A 15,578-nucleotide genomic window follows, 5' to 3' on the forward strand; every position below is an offset into this window, starting at 1 on the left:
AAATGAAAGAAAAGTTTTTATTTTGGCGAATAAACAGTTGGTTGTTAGGATCGCTGTTAGTGTTGCCTATCATCGCTATATTTATTACCGCTATGGGTAATTCTGATCAAGTGTTCTCGCACTTGATGAATACGGTGATGTCTACCTATGCTTTAAATACTCTAGGACTGGTGGTTGGTACAGTATTACTGACGCTAGTGTTTGGGCTTCCTTGCGCGTGGTTAATGGCAATGTGCCGTTTACCCGGTGAAAAAATACTTCAATGGGCACTTATTTTACCTCTTGCCATGCCCGGCTATATTGTTGGTTATCTTTATACTCATTGGTTTGATTATGCAGGTCCAATTCAAATTTGGTTGCGTGATGTCTTTGGTTGGCAACATGTTAGCGATTATTGGTTTCCTGATTTACGCTCTTTATGGGGCGCATGTTTTGTACTTGCTTTAGTGCTTTATCCCTATGTGTATTTATTAGTCCGTGCGGCTTTTATGGAACAAAGTAATAATTTGCTCCAATCTGCACGTTTACTTGGCTGTTCACCTTGGCAAAGTTTTCGTCGTATTTCTCTACCATTAGCCCGTCCAGCAATTGCGGTTGGAGTGTCATTAGTGGCGATGGAGGCATTGGGTGATTTTGGTACTGTGAGTTATTTCGCCCTCAATACCCTTACCACCGCGGTATACGATACTTGGCTTGGCTACTCCAATCTTAATGCTGCCGCTAAAATTTCTGCGATTATGTTACTGGTGATTTTTTTATTGATCAGTAGTGAGCGTTTTAGTCGCCGTAAACAAAAAATGTTTCAGCAGCAATGTGGTAACGATAGCCGTATTAAATACCGACTTACAGGTTGGAAAAAATGGCTCGCTGTTAGTTGGTGTTGGGGATTAGTTGGCTGTGCGTTTATTTTACCGATGCTGCAATTAGGTTATTACGCGATTGATTATTTTGATCAAAGTTGGACTGAGCAATTTAAGACTTACAGTTTTAACAGCTTAATGGTGTCATTGGCTGCCGCTATATTTGCGGTCTGTTTAGCATTAATGGTGAATTTTTATCAACGTTTAGATGGTCGTAGTATCAGTACTGTACCGATGCGGCTTGCCTCATTAGGTTATGCAGTACCTGGTACGGTATTGGCGATTGGAGTGATGATCCCTTTAACTAGCGCTGATCACTTAGTCAATGATATCGCTCGCAGTTTAGATCTTGGTCGACCTGGACTGATTTTTTCAGGATCAATGTTCGCGATTATTTTTGCGTTTGTGGTGCGCTTTGCTGCAGTAGCGATTGGCAGTGTTGAAAGTAGTTTAGTTAAAATTCCGCCATCATTAGATATGGCTGCAAAAACCATGGGTTATGCATCGACCGCAATGTTACGAAAAGTGCATTTACCCCTGATTCGTCGAGGCTGCTTAATTGCCGGTTTATTGGTGTTTATTGAATCAATGAAAGAATTGAATGCCGCAATATTATTACGACCGTTTAATTTTGAAACCTTGGCGACTTATGTGTTTAACTTTGCTTCTGATGAGCAGTTAGAAGTGGCGGCACTACCGGCTATTTTACTTGTTATTGTAGGCTTGATTCCTCTGGTTATGGTTAATCGTTCTTTGGAGCAAAAACATTGATGAAACATGCATTATCTGTCACGGATCTAACGTGTTGTTACCACGGTCAGCCGATATTACAAGATTTATCGCTAGCGGTTGAGCGAGGAGAAATCGTATGTTTGCTTGGCGCTAGTGGTTGTGGAAAAACCACATTATTAAAAGCTATTGCTGGTTTATTACCGCTGACGCAAGGCTCTATGGCGATTAATGATCGTGTTATTGTCGATCAACAATTATGTTTGCCTCCAGAGCAACGTAATATTGGAATGATTTTTCAAGATTATGCATTGTTCCCGCATTTAACCGTGGCTGAAAATATAGCGTTTGGTCTCCGCCATTGGGATCAACCGCGTGTGGCCGCAAAAATTCAACAGATGTTAGCGCTAGTCCATTTAACCGAACTTGATGATCGTTATCCGCATCAATTATCAGGCGGGCAACAACAACGAGTGGCAATTGCCCGCGCGTTAGCCAATGAGCCTGATTTAATTCTATTGGATGAACCGTTTTCTAATATTGATACTCAAGTACGCCATAGCTTGATTCGTGATATTCGCAAAATATTTAAAGATCAGGGTGTTACCGCTATTTTTGTTACCCATAGTAGAGAAGAGGCGTTTGCGTTTGCCGATAAAATGGCGGTAATGAATCATGGTGTGATTGAGCAATTTGGGACAGCAACTGAGCTTTATTATCAGCCAAGTAGTCGTTTTGTCGCTGAATTTTTAGGTGTTGGCTCATATTTACCGGCGACAGTAATAGCCTCCCATCAGTTAGAAACCCCGTTTGGTGAATTAGCGTTAGTTGCGCAGCAAAAATACGCAGCAACAACGACGAATGTTGATTGGTTATTGCGACCACAACATTTGATTGTTACGCCGGAAATGGAGGGTAAAGCCGTGATTATCGAGCAGCAATTTATGGGGGATAGCTGTCGGTACATTGTTGAATTTGAAGGGCATAAATTAGTGGTTAATTCTAATTTATTATTAAATATTGGTCAGCGAGTAACGGTTGATGTGACGCCACATGCCGCGGTTATATTTGATCAAGTATAAATAGATCAAGGCTTGTAAATACAAGCCTTGATTGTTTTCGTTAGTGTTTATTTAGTTTTCTGAGTCAGAACTTGTAGATAAATTTGAGCTTGCTCACGCAGGATATCTTGATCTGGGTGTTGATTCGCTTGCATGTAAATCACATAACACATGCCATGTAACATCTTAGCTAAGTTCTCTGGAGTTTGAACTGAATTAATTTCGCCATTCTCGATTGCTTGAGTAAATGCTTTTTGCACTTGCTTAAGATTTTTTTGATTGCTTTCAATAAATTGTGGCCAAACATCATCACGTACTGATGTACTCCATTCAAACCAGACTTTGATCCAATCTTGCTGCTCTAAGACGGTATCAATTAAGTTATTGCTGATGCAGGTTAAGCGTGCATGTAAGGCTTTATTGGGCGCACCAATACATTCAGTCAGTAAATCATTAAATTGGGTGGCAACTTCCATTAATACTTGTTCAACTAGTGCTTCTCTAGTTGGAAAATAGTTAAAAACAGTTGCAACCGAAACATTAGCCATTTCAGCAATATCAGCATGACCTGCGCGGCCAATACCACGGCGCGAAAAAACTTCAATTGAGTAATCAAGTAATTGTTGTTTTCTTTTTTCAGGAGACAAGCGTGTACGTGGTTTTTTGGTAATCGTATCCATAATTATTAATTCCCTAACCCTGTGTGTATTTTTTCATTTGTGTTTATTTTTTATACACAAACACTACAACAGCAATCACGCCGATTCAAACTGAACTATCAATAAGTGTTTCGGATTTTGGACACTATTGATTAAATAACGCTTAACATGAATGAATGCTACAATAATGGCCTTTGGAATATATAGCCCAGCCGGCTAACGTGGTCGCGTTGATGGAGAATAAAATGAAGCACACTATCGAAGTAATGATTTCTGAGCAGGATGTTCAGGAACGTATCAAAGAGTTAGGTAAGCAGATCACAGAGCATTACAAAGACTCTACAGACTTAGTCATGGTTGGCTTATTACGTGGGTCATTTGTCTTTATGGCAGATTTGGCTCGTGCGATTGAAATTCCACATGAAGTTGATTTCATGACAGCTTCAAGCTATGGCAATACCATGGAAAGTAGCCGTGATGTTCGTATTCTTAAAGACTTAGATGACGATATCAAAGGTAAAGATGTGTTATTGGTAGAAGATATTATTGATACCGGTAATACCTTAAGTAAGGTGTGCGAGATTTTATCATTACGCGGCCCTAAATCTATCAGTATCTGTACGCTACTTGATAAGCCTGAACGTCGTGAAGTTGAAGTAAAAGTTGATTGGTACGGCTTTATTATTCCAGATGAATTTGTGGTTGGTGTGGGTATTGATTACGCACAAAAATACCGTCACTTACCGTTCATCGGTAAAGTTATTCCAGAGGAAGAATAAAAATAAAAAAGCGACGACCTCATCAGGTGGTCGCTTTTTTTTATGGCTGTTATTTATTATTTTCTAGCTGCTTTAATTGCGCTTCAAACGGCGGTAATAATGATGACATTGCTGCTTGATAAGCGATTTCAAGTCCTTCACGACTGGTCGCGGTAACGCCTAAGTCTTTTAGAATGCCGTTACTGGTACCATAAATCCAACCATGAATTTTAACTTCTTGGCCACGCTCCCATGCTTGTTGCATGATAGTAGAATTACCAAGATGGTAAACTTGTGAAGCGACGTTAATCTCACATAATTTATCATCCCATTTTTCACGTGGTAGGCTACCAAGGTCTGAGCGATGTTTAAGGTAAAGATCGCGAATGTGTAATAACCAATTATTAATAAGACCTAGTGGCGGATTTTCTATTGCCGCAGTCACACCACCACAGCCATAGTGGCCACAAATGATGATATGTTTAACCTTCAGTACATCAACGGCATACTGAACTACAGATAAACAGTTTAAGTCGGTATGAATAACTTGGTTAGCCACATTACGGTGTACAAACAGTTCACCTGAGGTTAAACCGGTAAGGCGTTCAGCGGGTACTCGACTGTCAGAACAGCCAATCCAAAGGTATTGTGGGTGCTGCGCCTCTGCGAGGTGAGAGAAAAATTCAGGATCTTCATCCTTAATGTTTTCTGACCATGAAAGGTTGTTTGCGAAGAGCTGCTTTATATCTGCCATGATAATGCCTTATATTAATATGTTCCTTACTATACACAAGCTACGCTGATAGCAAATCGGATTAGTTGTTAGCGTTTTGTCACTAGCCTATAAATATTTAACAGAAAGTTCGCATATAATGAATGCTTTAGAAATAAAAAATGTAAGTAAAACTTACAAAGGCGGCGTCAAGGCGCTGAAAAATATGAGCTTAAATGTTCAAAAAGGGGATTTTTTTGCGTTGTTAGGACCTAATGGTGCGGGTAAGTCGACCACGATTGGTATTATTAGTTCGCTAGTCAATAAAACCTCAGGTTCAGTCAGTATTTTTGGCTATGATTTAGATACTCAAAAAGTCGATGCTAAAAATCAACTTGGCTTAGTGCCGCAAGAATTTAACTTTAACCCGTTTGAAACAGTCGAGCAGATTGTTATTAATCAAGCGGGTTTTTATGGGGTGGAGCGCACACTTGCGAAACAACGCGCTCAAAAATATTTAACCCAATTAGATTTATGGGGTAAACGTCATGATCGTGCCCGTAATCTTTCTGGTGGTATGAAACGTCGCTTAATGATTGCACGGGCATTAATGCATGAGCCGAAATTATTGATTTTAGATGAGCCCACCGCCGGGGTTGATATTGAATTACGCCGTTCTATGTGGACTTTTTTACAACGCATTAATCGTGAAGGCGTGACTATTATTTTAACCACCCATTACCTTGAAGAAGCTGAAATGTTGTGCCGCAATATCGGTATTATTAATCATGGCGAGTTGGTTGAGCATACTTCAATGAAAGCCTTATTAAGCCAGATTGAATCAGAAATCTTTATTTTAGATATTGATGCAGTGACGGATGTTCCTACATTAACGGTTGGTGAGTGTCGATTAATTGATAGTAGTACGCTTGAAGTTGATCTCAAAAAAGGTGATGACTTAAATCGTATCTTTAGCGCCTTAACAGCCCAAGGTATTGTGGTGCGTTCAATGCGAAATAAGAGTAATCGTTTAGAAGAGTTGTTTGTGAATTTAGTCAATAAAGATCAACAACCAGTAGTGGCAGATAATCAATAATGAAAAAACAATATTGGATTGCATTTAAAAGTTTAATTAGCAAAGAGATTCACCGTTTTACACGGATCTGGGTACAAACATTAGTTCCACCTGCGATTACGATGACATTATATTTTATTATTTTTGGTAATTTGATTGGTCAGCGTATTGGTGACATGGAAGGCTTTAGCTACATGGAATACATCGTGCCGGGACTTATCATGATGTCGGTGATCACAAACTCTTATTCTAATGTTGCTTCTTCATTTTTTAGTGCCAAATTTCAACATAATATTGAAGAGTTATTAGTCGCACCTGTGCCTAATTATATTATTATTGCCGGTTATGTCGGTGGTGGTGTGTTGCGAGGATTAGGGGTCGGTCTGATTGTTTCTGTGGTGTCTTTATTGTTTGTGTCACTCAATATCGCGCATTTATGGGTGATCATTGCAACTGTTGTTATGACCTCAATTGTGTTCTCGTTGGGGGGATTAATTAACGCTATTTTTGCCCGCACCTTTGACGATATTAGTATTATTCCAACCTTCGTATTAACCCCTCTGACATATTTAGGTGGCGTATTTTATTCGATTAATTTGCTGCCAGAAGTATGGCAAATGGTGTCAAAGGTTAACCCGATTGTATATATGGTTAATGCTTTCCGCTATGGCTTTCTAGGGGTGTCTGATGTGGGTATTGGAACGTCATTTGCAGTATTAAGTGTGTTTGTTGTTGCGCTATATAGTGTTGCTTATTATTTGATTTCGCGTGGTATTGGTTTACGTTCATGAGTTATTTTATGTCTGATAAGATAACGGACAATCGACATTGATACTAAAAAAAATACCGCGCGTTAATGGTTAACGGGCGGTATTTTTTTAGTTGGCATTTAGCGATTAATTAGCTTCAGCGACATCTTCTTCAACAGCCACAGCAGGAGATAAATCGACAACTTGATTATCGATTAAACGTGCTTTACCCAGTTGAGCTGACATTAAAATAACGGCTTGTTGAGTGGTGTCAGTGATAGGTAATAAGGTTACTGCATCACGAATAAAGCTTTTATCCGGTTGCAGGCCAGCAGCACGTAATTGATCGTTAGCATCAACAATTAATTCGTCATAGTCATTACGACCACCACGCATTTGACTGCTGATCCAACGCATAGTGCGGGCTAAAACAGGTGCACGTTGGCGTTCGTCAACGGTAAGATTACCGTTACGTGAACTCATGGCTAAGCCATCCATTTCACGAACTGTTGGTACACCAACAATTTTAATATCCATCGCTAGATCAATCACCATTTGACGAATAAGCGCCAATTGTTGGTAATCTTTCTCACCAAAACAAGCCACATCTGGTTGGACGATATTAAATAATTTATTAACGATGGTTGCTACGCCACGGAAATGACCGGGACGTAATTCGCCTTCTAAAATGGTCGATAATCCAGGAACGTCGATAAACGTTCGATTATTAACACCGGCTGGATACATGCTTTCAGCGGTTGGAGTAAAAACCACATCAACCATGTTTTGCTGTTGTAATTTAGCAATATCTTGCTCAAGTGTGCGTGGATAATTGGTTAAATCTTCAGTTTTTTCAAACTGCATTGGATTAACAAAAATACTCGCAACAACAACATCAGCATGCTTACGTGCTTTACGCATTAACGTAAGATGACCTTCATGTAAGTTACCCATGGTTGGAACAAAGGCAATTCGACGGCCTGCGCGGCGCCACGTCGTAATTTGCTCTCTTAACTGGGCAATCTCGGCGAATGTTTGCATCTCTTATTCCTTATTCAAAGGTATGCTGAGATTCTGGAAATGCACCAGACTCAACATCCTCAATGTATTTAGTAACCGCAGCACGCATATCTCCTGTTTCTGCAAGGAAGTTCTTAGAGAACTTCGGCATATAATTTGCAGAAATACCAAACATATCGTGCATAACCAGTATTTGGCCATCGGTCGCATTACCCGCACCGATACCAATTACAGGCACATCTACTGCCTTGGTAATACGTTCAGCAAGGCTTGCTGGAACACATTCCAATACGATAATTTGGGCACCAGCTTTCGCAAGAGTAATGGCATCTTTAACCATTATCTCAGCTTGATCCAAATTGCGGCCTTGAACTTTATAACCGCCAAAAATATTGACAGACTGAGGTGTTAAACCAAGGTGGGCACAGACGGGAACAGCTCGTTGTGTCAGGATTGAAATGGTTTCAGCAACCCAAGCGCCACCTTCGATTTTGACCATATTTGCCCCTGCGCGCATTAATTTAGCGGCATTTTCACAAGCTTGTGTTGGGGTTGCGAAGGTCATGAATGGCATGTCAGCCATTAGCAGCGAGTTAGGACTGCCTGCACGAACACTACGCGTATGGTAAGCAATGTCATCAATGGTTACGGGTAGAGTGTCATTTAAGCCTTGGAGTACCATGCCTAAAGAGTCACCGACTAACATAACCGGCATATTCTGCTGCTCAAATAGTTGAGCAAAACTGGCGTCATATGCTGTTACTGATGCAAATTTACGGCCTTCTTGCTTCCATTTTAGAAGATCGTTGATAGTGATTTTTTTCATAGCTTTTTTCTCGCACTGATGAATTTATGCTTGCCAAATAGCTAAGCCATTACGGTTAACCTGAGTCAATAACGTGCATAAAGAAGTGTGATCAGGCAAAACTAAAGCAGGGTTAATTTCGGCAAGTGGATACAGTACGAACTCCCGTACTTTCATTCCATAGTGCGGCACAGTAAGGCGCTCACACTGGTGCTGTAGATCGCCATATAAAATAATATCGAGATCTAACGTCCTTGGTCCCCAGCGTTCATCTTTGCGAACACGTCCTTGTTCGAGCTCAATTGCTTGAGTATGATCTAGCAGCTCAAGCGGAGCTAATGTGGTGTCGATAGCAACAACCGCATTTATATAGTCAGGTTGATTTTGCGGTCCCATCGGGGTACTGCTGTACAGCGATGATACGCTAATAACATCTGTATTTGGTAGGTGCTGTAGTGCTTTGATTGCAGTTTTAGCTTGGGCGACAGGATCGCCCAAGTTACTACCTATAGCAATATAGGCGCGAATCATGATTTAACTTGTGGTTTTTTACGGCGAGGCTGCTGTGGGCGACGACGACGTGGGCGACGAGTACCACCATCATTGATGTGAGTGACCATTTGACCGCGTTGGTTGTAGTCGGCGTCTTGGAACTCATTCCACCATAAAGCTAATTCTTTGATGTCGCTGCCTTCAAACAAGCTACGCATTTCTAAGAAATCATAAGCAGCTCGAAATTTAGGGTGCTCCATAGTTTTAAAAGCACGCTTACCGCTACGACGACTAAAGCGTAACTGTTGTTGCCAGATATCGCGAACTGTAGTGGTATGGCGACGTGGAATGGCAATTGAGCGCACTTGTTCATCAAGAATATCGTTACTTGCAACCATAAAGGCATCGTAGAATGATAAGCCACTCGCAAAAGAGACTTCTTCTGCTCGTGTCATCATTGGATACCACAGCATCGCTGCATAAATAAAGGCGGGATTAACTCGCTTATCTTCAGCCATGCGTTTATCTGTCGAGGCAAGGATATGCTCGATCATTTTCTCAGTTTTGCTGCTGTTATTCTCAGTGAAATGGTCAGATAAAATTGGGAATAACTGCTGGAATAAGTTGTATTCACGCAGCATACGATAAGTTTCTAGACCTTGACCTGATTGCAATAACTTAAGGCTTTCTTCAAACAAACGTGCTGATGGAATATCTTGCATCAGTGGTGCGAGTTCACGAATGGGTGCCGCTGTTACGGGGTCAATATCCATATCAAGCTTAACGGCAAAGCGTACCGCTCGTAGCATTCGAACTGGATCTTCACGGTAACGGGTTTCTGGATCGCCCATTAATCGAATGACACGGTTATTGAGATCTTCGATACCTTTAGCATAGTCAGTAACGGTGAAGTCTTTAACGCTGTAATAAAGCGCATTAATGGTAAAGTCACGGCGCTCTGCGTCTTCTTCGACAGTGCCATAAACATTATCCCGCAATAACATGCCTTCTTCGTTGCGAGAAGATAGCTGTGGTTTTTGCTTATCTTTTGGTGGCGTAACTTGTACCGGCGTATCTGAATGGTGGCCACGGAAGGTAGCTACTTCAATAATGTCACGTCCAAAAAGGATGTGCGCAAGACGAAAACGACGGCCAATTAAACGGCAATTACGAAACAGTTTTTTAATTTCTTCGGGGGTTGCATTGGTTGCAATATCGAAGTCTTTCGGCTGTTTGTGAAGCAATAAATCACGGACGCCGCCACCAACAAGGTAAGCGTCGTAACCGGCTTTGTTTAGACGATATAGTACTTTCAGCGCATTTTCGCTGATATCTTTTCGTGAAATGCCGTGTTCTGGGCGTTGGTAAACTTGCAAAGTTTGTTCCTCTGGAACGCGAGTACTACTGTCGCGATTCAATACTTTACGGCAAAAGTTGGCTACTCGATTAAAGATAATACACCCCATTTTGTACACATGGTTCAACAAACAGCCGTGTATGATATATCACGGCAGACGATTTTAGAATGCTAGTGTGATAGCAGTTGTCTTTGGTAGTTGTTTAAGCTGCCAATGAGTGATGCCCCACTGTAAAATTTGTTCTACGCTTTCTATGACAAGTTCTGCCGGTGGCGAAAAGCCTAAAAAGCGTAGCGCTGCCATTAATGCTGGCCGAGGATTGTGTTTATCAATCGCGGGAGCATGGTTTTGTTTTGACAATTTATTGCCATTGTCAGTAATGGCGAGCGGTAAGTGCAAATAACTCACTGCAGGATGCCCTAGTTGTTGGTAAAGACTTATTTGACGTCCAGTCGGCTCAATTAAATCTGCACCACGTACAACTTCGGTGATCCCTTGTTCGATATCATCTAGCACTACAGCAAGATTATAAGCAAATAAGCCATCGCGACGGCGAATGATAAAATCTTCATGCGCTAACGCTAACGGCAATTCGATACGACCATGTAACAGGTCATCGAAATGGGTTATTGGTGTGTCTACTTGTAATCGAACCGCACCATTATTGTGCCGTTGATTGAGGGTACGACAGGTACCTGGGTAAAAGCCGCCCGCTTGTTGAATGTCTTTTCGACTACACTGACAATAGTATGCATTACCTTGCGCTAACCAAGCATCGATTTGAGCCTGATAGGCGTCATGACGCAAGCTCTGGTAGATAATATCGCCATCCCACATGAAGCCAAATGCTTCTAATGTGCGCAGAATATCATCAGCAGCCCCTAGCATTTCGCGAGGTGGATCAAGATCTTCGATCCTGACAACCCATTTTCCTTGCTGAGATTTGGCTTGAAGGTAGCTTCCGAGTGCAGCAATTAACGATCCGAAATGCAATAACCCTGAGGGCGATGGTGCAAAACGACCGACATATTGATTCGTGTTAGTCATACATTAATAAACGGTTATAAAATCCAAATTGATAATTATCTAACTTGGTACGGCAGCGTAAATGTCGCCCAGAGTCAGGGGTAAATATGACAAGATATATTCCCTCCAAACTGAATAAGACTCTCTATCTTAAGAGAGCACTATTCAGTTTGGTGCCTAGTTATCTATAACACTTGGTTATGACTAAAAGGCAGAGCTCGTGCGACATCGGTAAGTAAACAACCATCTGGTTAATTACTGCGTGTTATTTTGAGCGCTAGTGTAAACGAAAGAGGGAGCTTACGCTCCCTCTAAAATTAGCTTAACCTGATAAAGGCGTAAATTAGCCAGCCATTTGCTTTTCTTTGATCTCTGCAAGTGTTTTACAGTCGATGCAAAGATCTGCCGTTGGGCGAGCTTCAAGACGGCGAATACCAATCTCAATACCACAAGAATCACAGAAGCCGAAATCATCTTCTTCGATACGCTTGATCGTCTTGTCAATTTTCTTGATCAGTTTTCGTTCGCGGTCACGATTACGAAGTTCAAGGCTGAACTCTTCTTCTTGTGCGGCACGATCCACTGGATCGGGGAAGTTAGCGGCTTCATCTTGCATGTGGTTTACAGTGCGATCAACTTCAACGCGAAGCTGGTTACGCCATGCTGATAGAATTTTATGGAAATGCTCTAATTGAGCTTCGCCCATGTATTCTTCGCCAGCTTTTTCCTGATAAGGTTCAACCCCAGCAATAGCCAGGATGCCTAGTGATTTTTTAACGTTGGTCTCTGGCATATAGCATCTCCTAATGTACCTAATAACCGTCACTGGTTAATTTTGGGCGGTATCTATACCAGAAAGGTTACGGCGTGGCAATTAATGTATAACTTCAATTCTACGTCAATGTGAAGAAAACGGCATTTTTTATGTCAAATGCTGAAATTGTATACAGTCTTCGAGTTTTATTTCAGCGGCATTAATCGTTGCTCGATAGCAAATAATTTCCACACCAGCTGTCATCGCTTGGTGTAATAATCGTGCGTATTCTGGATCAATATGCTTTGCTACCTCAACCTGATTTATTCCCGTGTGTAAAACGGCAAAGAATAAGATTGCTCGTGATCCTTGTTGCGCCATTTCGGTCAGTTCGCGTAAATGTTTTTGACCTCGAGTGGTAACCGCATCAGGGAAATAACCTTGACCATTATCCGCTAATAGGGTCACGCTTTTTACTTCAATATAGCAAGGGGGACGGGTATCTGATTCAAGTAATAAATCAATGCGACTATTTTCAGAACCATATTTTACTTCAGTGCGTAAATTTTCATAACCACTTAGTTCTGGTATCCGTTGTTGCTCAATGGCTTCTTTGACCAGATGATTGGCTTGAATGGTATTAACACAAATCCAATTATTGTGCTTGGTTTGAGCTAATTCCCAATTATTAGGGTATTTACGTTTTTTATTGTTCGAGGTTGAATACCATACCGTCGTTCCCGGTTCCGCACAGCCTGTCATTGCGCCAGTATTGGCACAGTGGATCGTTATTAGTTCACCATCATTGAGCTCAATATCTGCGAGAAAGCGTTTATAACGTTTAATTAAGCGAGCAGCTTGTAGTGGCTGAGAAAATTTCATTTATGGCCTCAAGTATCGATTATTATTTTTAGTTGTGGTGTGGCTTTCGTTACAATGTGATTCCGTTTTGATCATGACATAAGGTGACGTCCTTGTCACAACTCCCTATTGATGATGTTTTAGCTGCTTTGTTTGCAGCATTAGCTAGCCATACCCAAGTGATTTTAAAAGCGCCACCGGGGGCGGGTAAGTCTACCCGTTTACCTTTGGCGCTATTAGCGCAAGGGACAATAACGGAGCGGATCATTATGTTAGAGCCGCGACGGCTAGCTGCCAGAAACATTGCCAGTTATTTGGCGCAGCAATTGGGGGAGAGTGTTGGTCAAACTGTTGGCTTACGAGTACGAGGTGAAACTAAAGTCAGTGCGCAAACACGGCTAGAGATCGTAACGGAAGGTGTCATGACGCGTATGTTGCAGCATGATCCTGAACTGGCAGGGATTGGACTGATTATTTTTGATGAATTCCATGAGCGTAGTATTCATGCCGATACTGCTTTAGCGTTGGCGATTGAAGTGCAACAAGCTTTACGGGATGATCTGCAATTATTGGTAATGTCTGCCACCCTAGATCAAACCGCATTGGCACAACTGCTTTCGACCGCGGCTTATGTTGAATCTCAAGGGCGTTGTTTTCCTGTGGAACATCGCTATCAACCTGTTAATGATCCGCGTGATGTGATTGAGCAGATGGCGATAGCAATTAGCCAATTACTCGTACAAGAAACGGGATCTGTATTAGCGTTTTTACCGGGTGTTGGTGAAATTAAACGACTCGCTCAAGCGTTAGCACTCCGGTTACCAGCCAATAATAAGATCAATATTTGCCCGTTATATGGTCAATTACCTATTGAGCAACAACAGCAAGCGATTAATCCTGCGGCTGCAGGTCAACGTAAAGTAGTACTTGCCACCAATATTGCTGAAACCAGTTTAACCATTGAAGGGATTCGATTAGTGGTTGATAGTGGTTTTGAACGTATCGCGCTGTGGGAGCCTAAAACAGGGATTAGTCGCTTACAGCAAGTACGTATAGCCCAATCATCGGCAGAGCAGCGAGCAGGGCGTGCTGGACGCTTAGAAACAGGTATTTGTTTACGAATGTACAGCGAAGAATTATTAAACCGTCAACCTGCGACCCCGCAACCTGAAATTCTACGCAGTGATTTAACTGCGCTTGCGATGGATCTCGTACAATGGGGCTGCCATGATCCACAAGACTTACAATGGTTAGATGTGCCACCGATGATTGCATTACAGCAGTCACAGCAATTATTACAGCAGTTAGGTGCAATTGATAAACGTGGTCAGCAAACACCGCGTGGACAGGTGATGCAAACGATAGGCGCTGATCCTCGCCATGGTGCGATGCTGGCTTTTGCTCAACAAACAGCACAACAGCATCACGATCTCACTATTTTAACGACCGCAGCAATGCTGGTGGCGTTATTAGAAGATCCGCCTCGCGGTATTGATAATCCAGATTTAGCATTTCAGTTGCACTTACTTGAGATAAAGAAACTGGCTAGAAGCCATGCTTATTTGCAACGGGCGCAGCAACATCTTACGACTCTTGCTGTAGCGAGAAATACGCCGCTTACCGCTAATAATCATTGGGCAGCTATTGTGCTTGCGGTGGGCTATCCCGATCGTATTGCTCAATCACGCACTGATGATGGTCGTTATCAGCTAGCCAATGGTCAAGGAGTGGTGCTTGATAGTAGCCAAGGACTTGCTAACCAGCCTTTATTGGTCGTGGCTGATGTGGTTAAGACCCGCCAAGGTGATAGTCGAATCTTTTCCGCGATTGGTGCTGATTTAAATGGGTTACAACACGCATTACCAATATTGTTTACTGAGAATGAGTGGCTTGATTGGGATGATAAAAAAGGTCGCTTAAGTGCTGAACATCGTGTTTATTGTGGCAAGTTAATTGTTGCTCGTAGCCTTGCAGCAACCCCTGATGCGGCATTAGCCAGTGAAGCATTACTTAATGCGGTTAAACGTAAAGGGTTAAGCGTTTTACATTGGACAGAAAAAGCTAACGGATTATTAATTCGTGGTCGTTGTGCCAATGAATGGTTACCGGAGATGGGTTTACCAGCATTAGATGAGGCAAGTTTACTTAGCCATGCTGATCAATGGTTATTGCCTTATTTAAACGGTATTACAACCTTAAAAGGCTTACAAAAAGTCAATATGGTTGCAGCATTAGAAGCTTATCTTGGTTGGAATCAAAAACAACAGCTCGATCAATTGTTACCGACCCATTATTTGGTGCCGACTGGATCAAATATAGCGATCCGCTATCAAGAACAACAACTACCCGTACTGGCTGTAAAGTTACAAGAAATGTTTGGTGAGCCGACCACACCGACGATTGCCAATGGCAAGGTTGTTTTGGTACTTGAATTATTATCACCTGCGCAGCGCCCGTTGCAGATCACGCAAGATTTAGCCGGTTTTTGGCAGGGATCATACAAAGAAGTTCAAAAAGAGATGAAAGGACGTTATCCCAAACATCCTTGGCCTGATGATCCTGCAAATCATCTTCCAACCCGCAAAATAAAAAAATACCTGTAGGTGTGCTAAACAAACGAGTTATAACCTGTATATATAATCAGTAATAGTTGTTAGGA

Annotated in this window: 15 protein-coding genes; 6 read left to right on the top strand and 9 right to left on the bottom strand. The window is 41.9% G+C overall.

All coding sequences use genetic code 11. The features are described 5' to 3' along the window. Positions 1-2: 2 nt before the first annotated feature. Both OC457_RS01990 and OC457_RS01995 read left to right on the top strand, forming a co-directional pair. The gene (locus tag OC457_RS01990; protein WP_080174517.1) at positions 3-1,631 is read left to right on the top strand and encodes an ABC transporter permease; all 1,629 of its coding nucleotides are present in this window, start codon (positions 3-5) and stop codon (positions 1,629-1,631) included. Further along, on the top strand, positions 1,631-2,671 hold the full coding sequence (locus OC457_RS01995; protein WP_080174518.1) for an ABC transporter ATP-binding protein: 1,041 nt from the start codon (positions 1,631-1,633) through the stop codon (positions 2,669-2,671). The genes OC457_RS01990 and OC457_RS01995 overlap by 1 nt, the downstream gene beginning before the upstream one ends. Positions 2,672-2,718: 47 nt before the next feature. Here the strand turns inward: OC457_RS01995 and OC457_RS02000 are convergent, their stop codons facing one another. Continuing rightward, positions 2,719-3,330 carry a TetR/AcrR family transcriptional regulator gene (locus tag OC457_RS02000; RefSeq protein WP_080174519.1) on the bottom strand — a complete coding sequence of 204 codons (612 nt, stop codon included), beginning with the start codon at positions 3,328-3,330 and terminating at the stop codon, positions 2,719-2,721. 224 nt (positions 3,331-3,554) lie between these two features. On the opposite strand from OC457_RS02000, the gene hpt reads away from it, so the two are divergent. After that, complete coding sequence (hpt, locus tag OC457_RS02005) at positions 3,555-4,088, top strand: hypoxanthine phosphoribosyltransferase (protein ID WP_080174520.1); 534 nt, start codon at positions 3,555-3,557, stop codon at positions 4,086-4,088. Positions 4,089-4,137: 49 nt separating this feature from the next. On the opposite strand, the gene can is transcribed toward hpt, so the two are convergent. Then, positions 4,138-4,821: a carbonate dehydratase gene (gene can / locus OC457_RS02010; protein WP_080174521.1), complete on the bottom strand. Its 684-nt coding sequence runs from the start codon at positions 4,819-4,821 to the stop codon at positions 4,138-4,140. Between the two features lie 118 nt (positions 4,822-4,939). On the opposite strand from can, the gene OC457_RS02015 reads away from it, so the two are divergent. Together OC457_RS02015 and OC457_RS02020 are read left to right on the top strand one after the other, a co-directional pair. After that, positions 4,940-5,875: an ABC transporter ATP-binding protein gene (locus OC457_RS02015; RefSeq protein WP_080174522.1), complete on the top strand. Its 936-nt coding sequence runs from the start codon at positions 4,940-4,942 to the stop codon at positions 5,873-5,875. After that, the gene (locus OC457_RS02020; protein WP_080174523.1) at positions 5,875-6,645 is read left to right on the top strand and encodes an ABC transporter permease; all 771 of its coding nucleotides are present in this window, start codon (positions 5,875-5,877) and stop codon (positions 6,643-6,645) included. Before OC457_RS02015 ends, OC457_RS02020 begins: the two co-directional genes overlap by 1 nt. A 105-nt stretch (positions 6,646-6,750) precedes the next feature. Here OC457_RS02020 and panC read toward each other — a convergent pair whose 3' ends face one another. From panC to sfsA, 7 genes are all read right to left on the bottom strand, one after another. Beyond that, the gene (gene panC, locus OC457_RS02025) at positions 6,751-7,644 is read right to left on the bottom strand and encodes a pantoate--beta-alanine ligase (protein WP_080174524.1); all 894 of its coding nucleotides are present in this window, start codon (positions 7,642-7,644) and stop codon (positions 6,751-6,753) included. A gap of 10 nt (positions 7,645-7,654) precedes the next feature. Next, positions 7,655-8,449, bottom strand: coding sequence for a 3-methyl-2-oxobutanoate hydroxymethyltransferase (gene panB, locus OC457_RS02030; RefSeq protein ID WP_080174525.1), 795 nt, complete (start codon positions 8,447-8,449; stop codon positions 7,655-7,657). Between the two features lie 24 nt (positions 8,450-8,473). Further along, positions 8,474-8,959 carry a 2-amino-4-hydroxy-6-hydroxymethyldihydropteridine diphosphokinase gene (gene folK / locus OC457_RS02035; RefSeq protein ID WP_080174526.1) on the bottom strand — a complete coding sequence of 162 codons (486 nt, stop codon included), beginning with the start codon at positions 8,957-8,959 and terminating at the stop codon, positions 8,474-8,476. After that, on the bottom strand, positions 8,956-10,338 hold the full coding sequence (gene pcnB, locus OC457_RS02040) for a polynucleotide adenylyltransferase PcnB (RefSeq protein WP_235866933.1): 1,383 nt from the start codon (positions 10,336-10,338) through the stop codon (positions 8,956-8,958). The genes folK and pcnB overlap by 4 nt, the downstream gene beginning before the upstream one ends. 102 nt (positions 10,339-10,440) lie before the next feature. After that, positions 10,441-11,325 carry a tRNA glutamyl-Q(34) synthetase GluQRS gene (gene gluQRS / locus OC457_RS02045; RefSeq protein WP_080174528.1) on the bottom strand — a complete coding sequence of 295 codons (885 nt, stop codon included), beginning with the start codon at positions 11,323-11,325 and terminating at the stop codon, positions 10,441-10,443. A gap of 322 nt (positions 11,326-11,647) precedes the next feature. Next, positions 11,648-12,097, bottom strand: a complete 450-nt coding sequence (gene dksA, locus OC457_RS02050; RefSeq protein WP_080174529.1) for an RNA polymerase-binding protein DksA — start codon at positions 12,095-12,097, stop codon at positions 11,648-11,650. Between the two features lie 129 nt (positions 12,098-12,226). Beyond that, positions 12,227-12,940, bottom strand: a complete 714-nt coding sequence (gene sfsA, locus OC457_RS02055) for a DNA/RNA nuclease SfsA (RefSeq protein ID WP_080174530.1) — start codon at positions 12,938-12,940, stop codon at positions 12,227-12,229. Between the two features lie 92 nt (positions 12,941-13,032). On the opposite strand from sfsA, the gene hrpB reads away from it, so the two are divergent. Further along, the gene (gene hrpB / locus OC457_RS02060) at positions 13,033-15,522 is read left to right on the top strand and encodes an ATP-dependent helicase HrpB (RefSeq protein WP_080174531.1); all 2,490 of its coding nucleotides are present in this window, start codon (positions 13,033-13,035) and stop codon (positions 15,520-15,522) included. Positions 15,523-15,578 lie beyond the last annotated feature (56 nt).

The organism is Photobacterium toruni (genome assembly GCF_024529955.1).
In the GTDB taxonomy this organism is placed as follows: Bacteria; Pseudomonadota; Gammaproteobacteria; order Enterobacterales; family Vibrionaceae; genus Photobacterium; species Photobacterium toruni.

Bases quoted from the DNA above. Each gene is read 5' to 3' on its own strand.
- panC (WP_080174524.1), bottom strand. From the start codon at position 7,644: ATGCAAACATTCGCCGAGATTGCCCAGTTAAGAGAGCAAATTACGACG.
- OC457_RS02015 (WP_080174522.1), top strand. From the start codon at position 4,940: ATGAATGCTTTAGAAATAAAAAATGTAAGTAAAACTTACAAAGGCGGC.
- sfsA (WP_080174530.1), bottom strand. From the start codon at position 12,940: ATGAAATTTTCTCAGCCACTACAAGCTGCTCGCTTAATTAAACGTTAT.
- gluQRS (WP_080174528.1), bottom strand. From the start codon at position 11,325: ATGACTAACACGAATCAATATGTCGGTCGTTTTGCACCATCGCCCTCA.
- OC457_RS01995 (WP_080174518.1), top strand. From the start codon at position 1,631: ATGAAACATGCATTATCTGTCACGGATCTAACGTGTTGTTACCACGGT.
- folK (WP_080174526.1), bottom strand. From the start codon at position 8,959: ATGATTCGCGCCTATATTGCTATAGGTAGTAACTTGGGCGATCCTGTC.
- panB (WP_080174525.1), bottom strand. From the start codon at position 8,449: ATGAAAAAAATCACTATCAACGATCTTCTAAAATGGAAGCAAGAAGGC.
- OC457_RS01990 (WP_080174517.1), top strand. From the start codon at position 3: ATGAAAGAAAAGTTTTTATTTTGGCGAATAAACAGTTGGTTGTTAGGA.
- dksA (WP_080174529.1), bottom strand. From the start codon at position 12,097: ATGCCAGAGACCAACGTTAAAAAATCACTAGGCATCCTGGCTATTGCT.
- can (WP_080174521.1), bottom strand. From the start codon at position 4,821: ATGGCAGATATAAAGCAGCTCTTCGCAAACAACCTTTCATGGTCAGAA.
- OC457_RS02000 (WP_080174519.1), bottom strand. From the start codon at position 3,330: ATGGATACGATTACCAAAAAACCACGTACACGCTTGTCTCCTGAAAAA.
- hpt (WP_080174520.1), top strand. From the start codon at position 3,555: ATGAAGCACACTATCGAAGTAATGATTTCTGAGCAGGATGTTCAGGAA.
- OC457_RS02020 (WP_080174523.1), top strand. From the start codon at position 5,875: ATGAAAAAACAATATTGGATTGCATTTAAAAGTTTAATTAGCAAAGAG.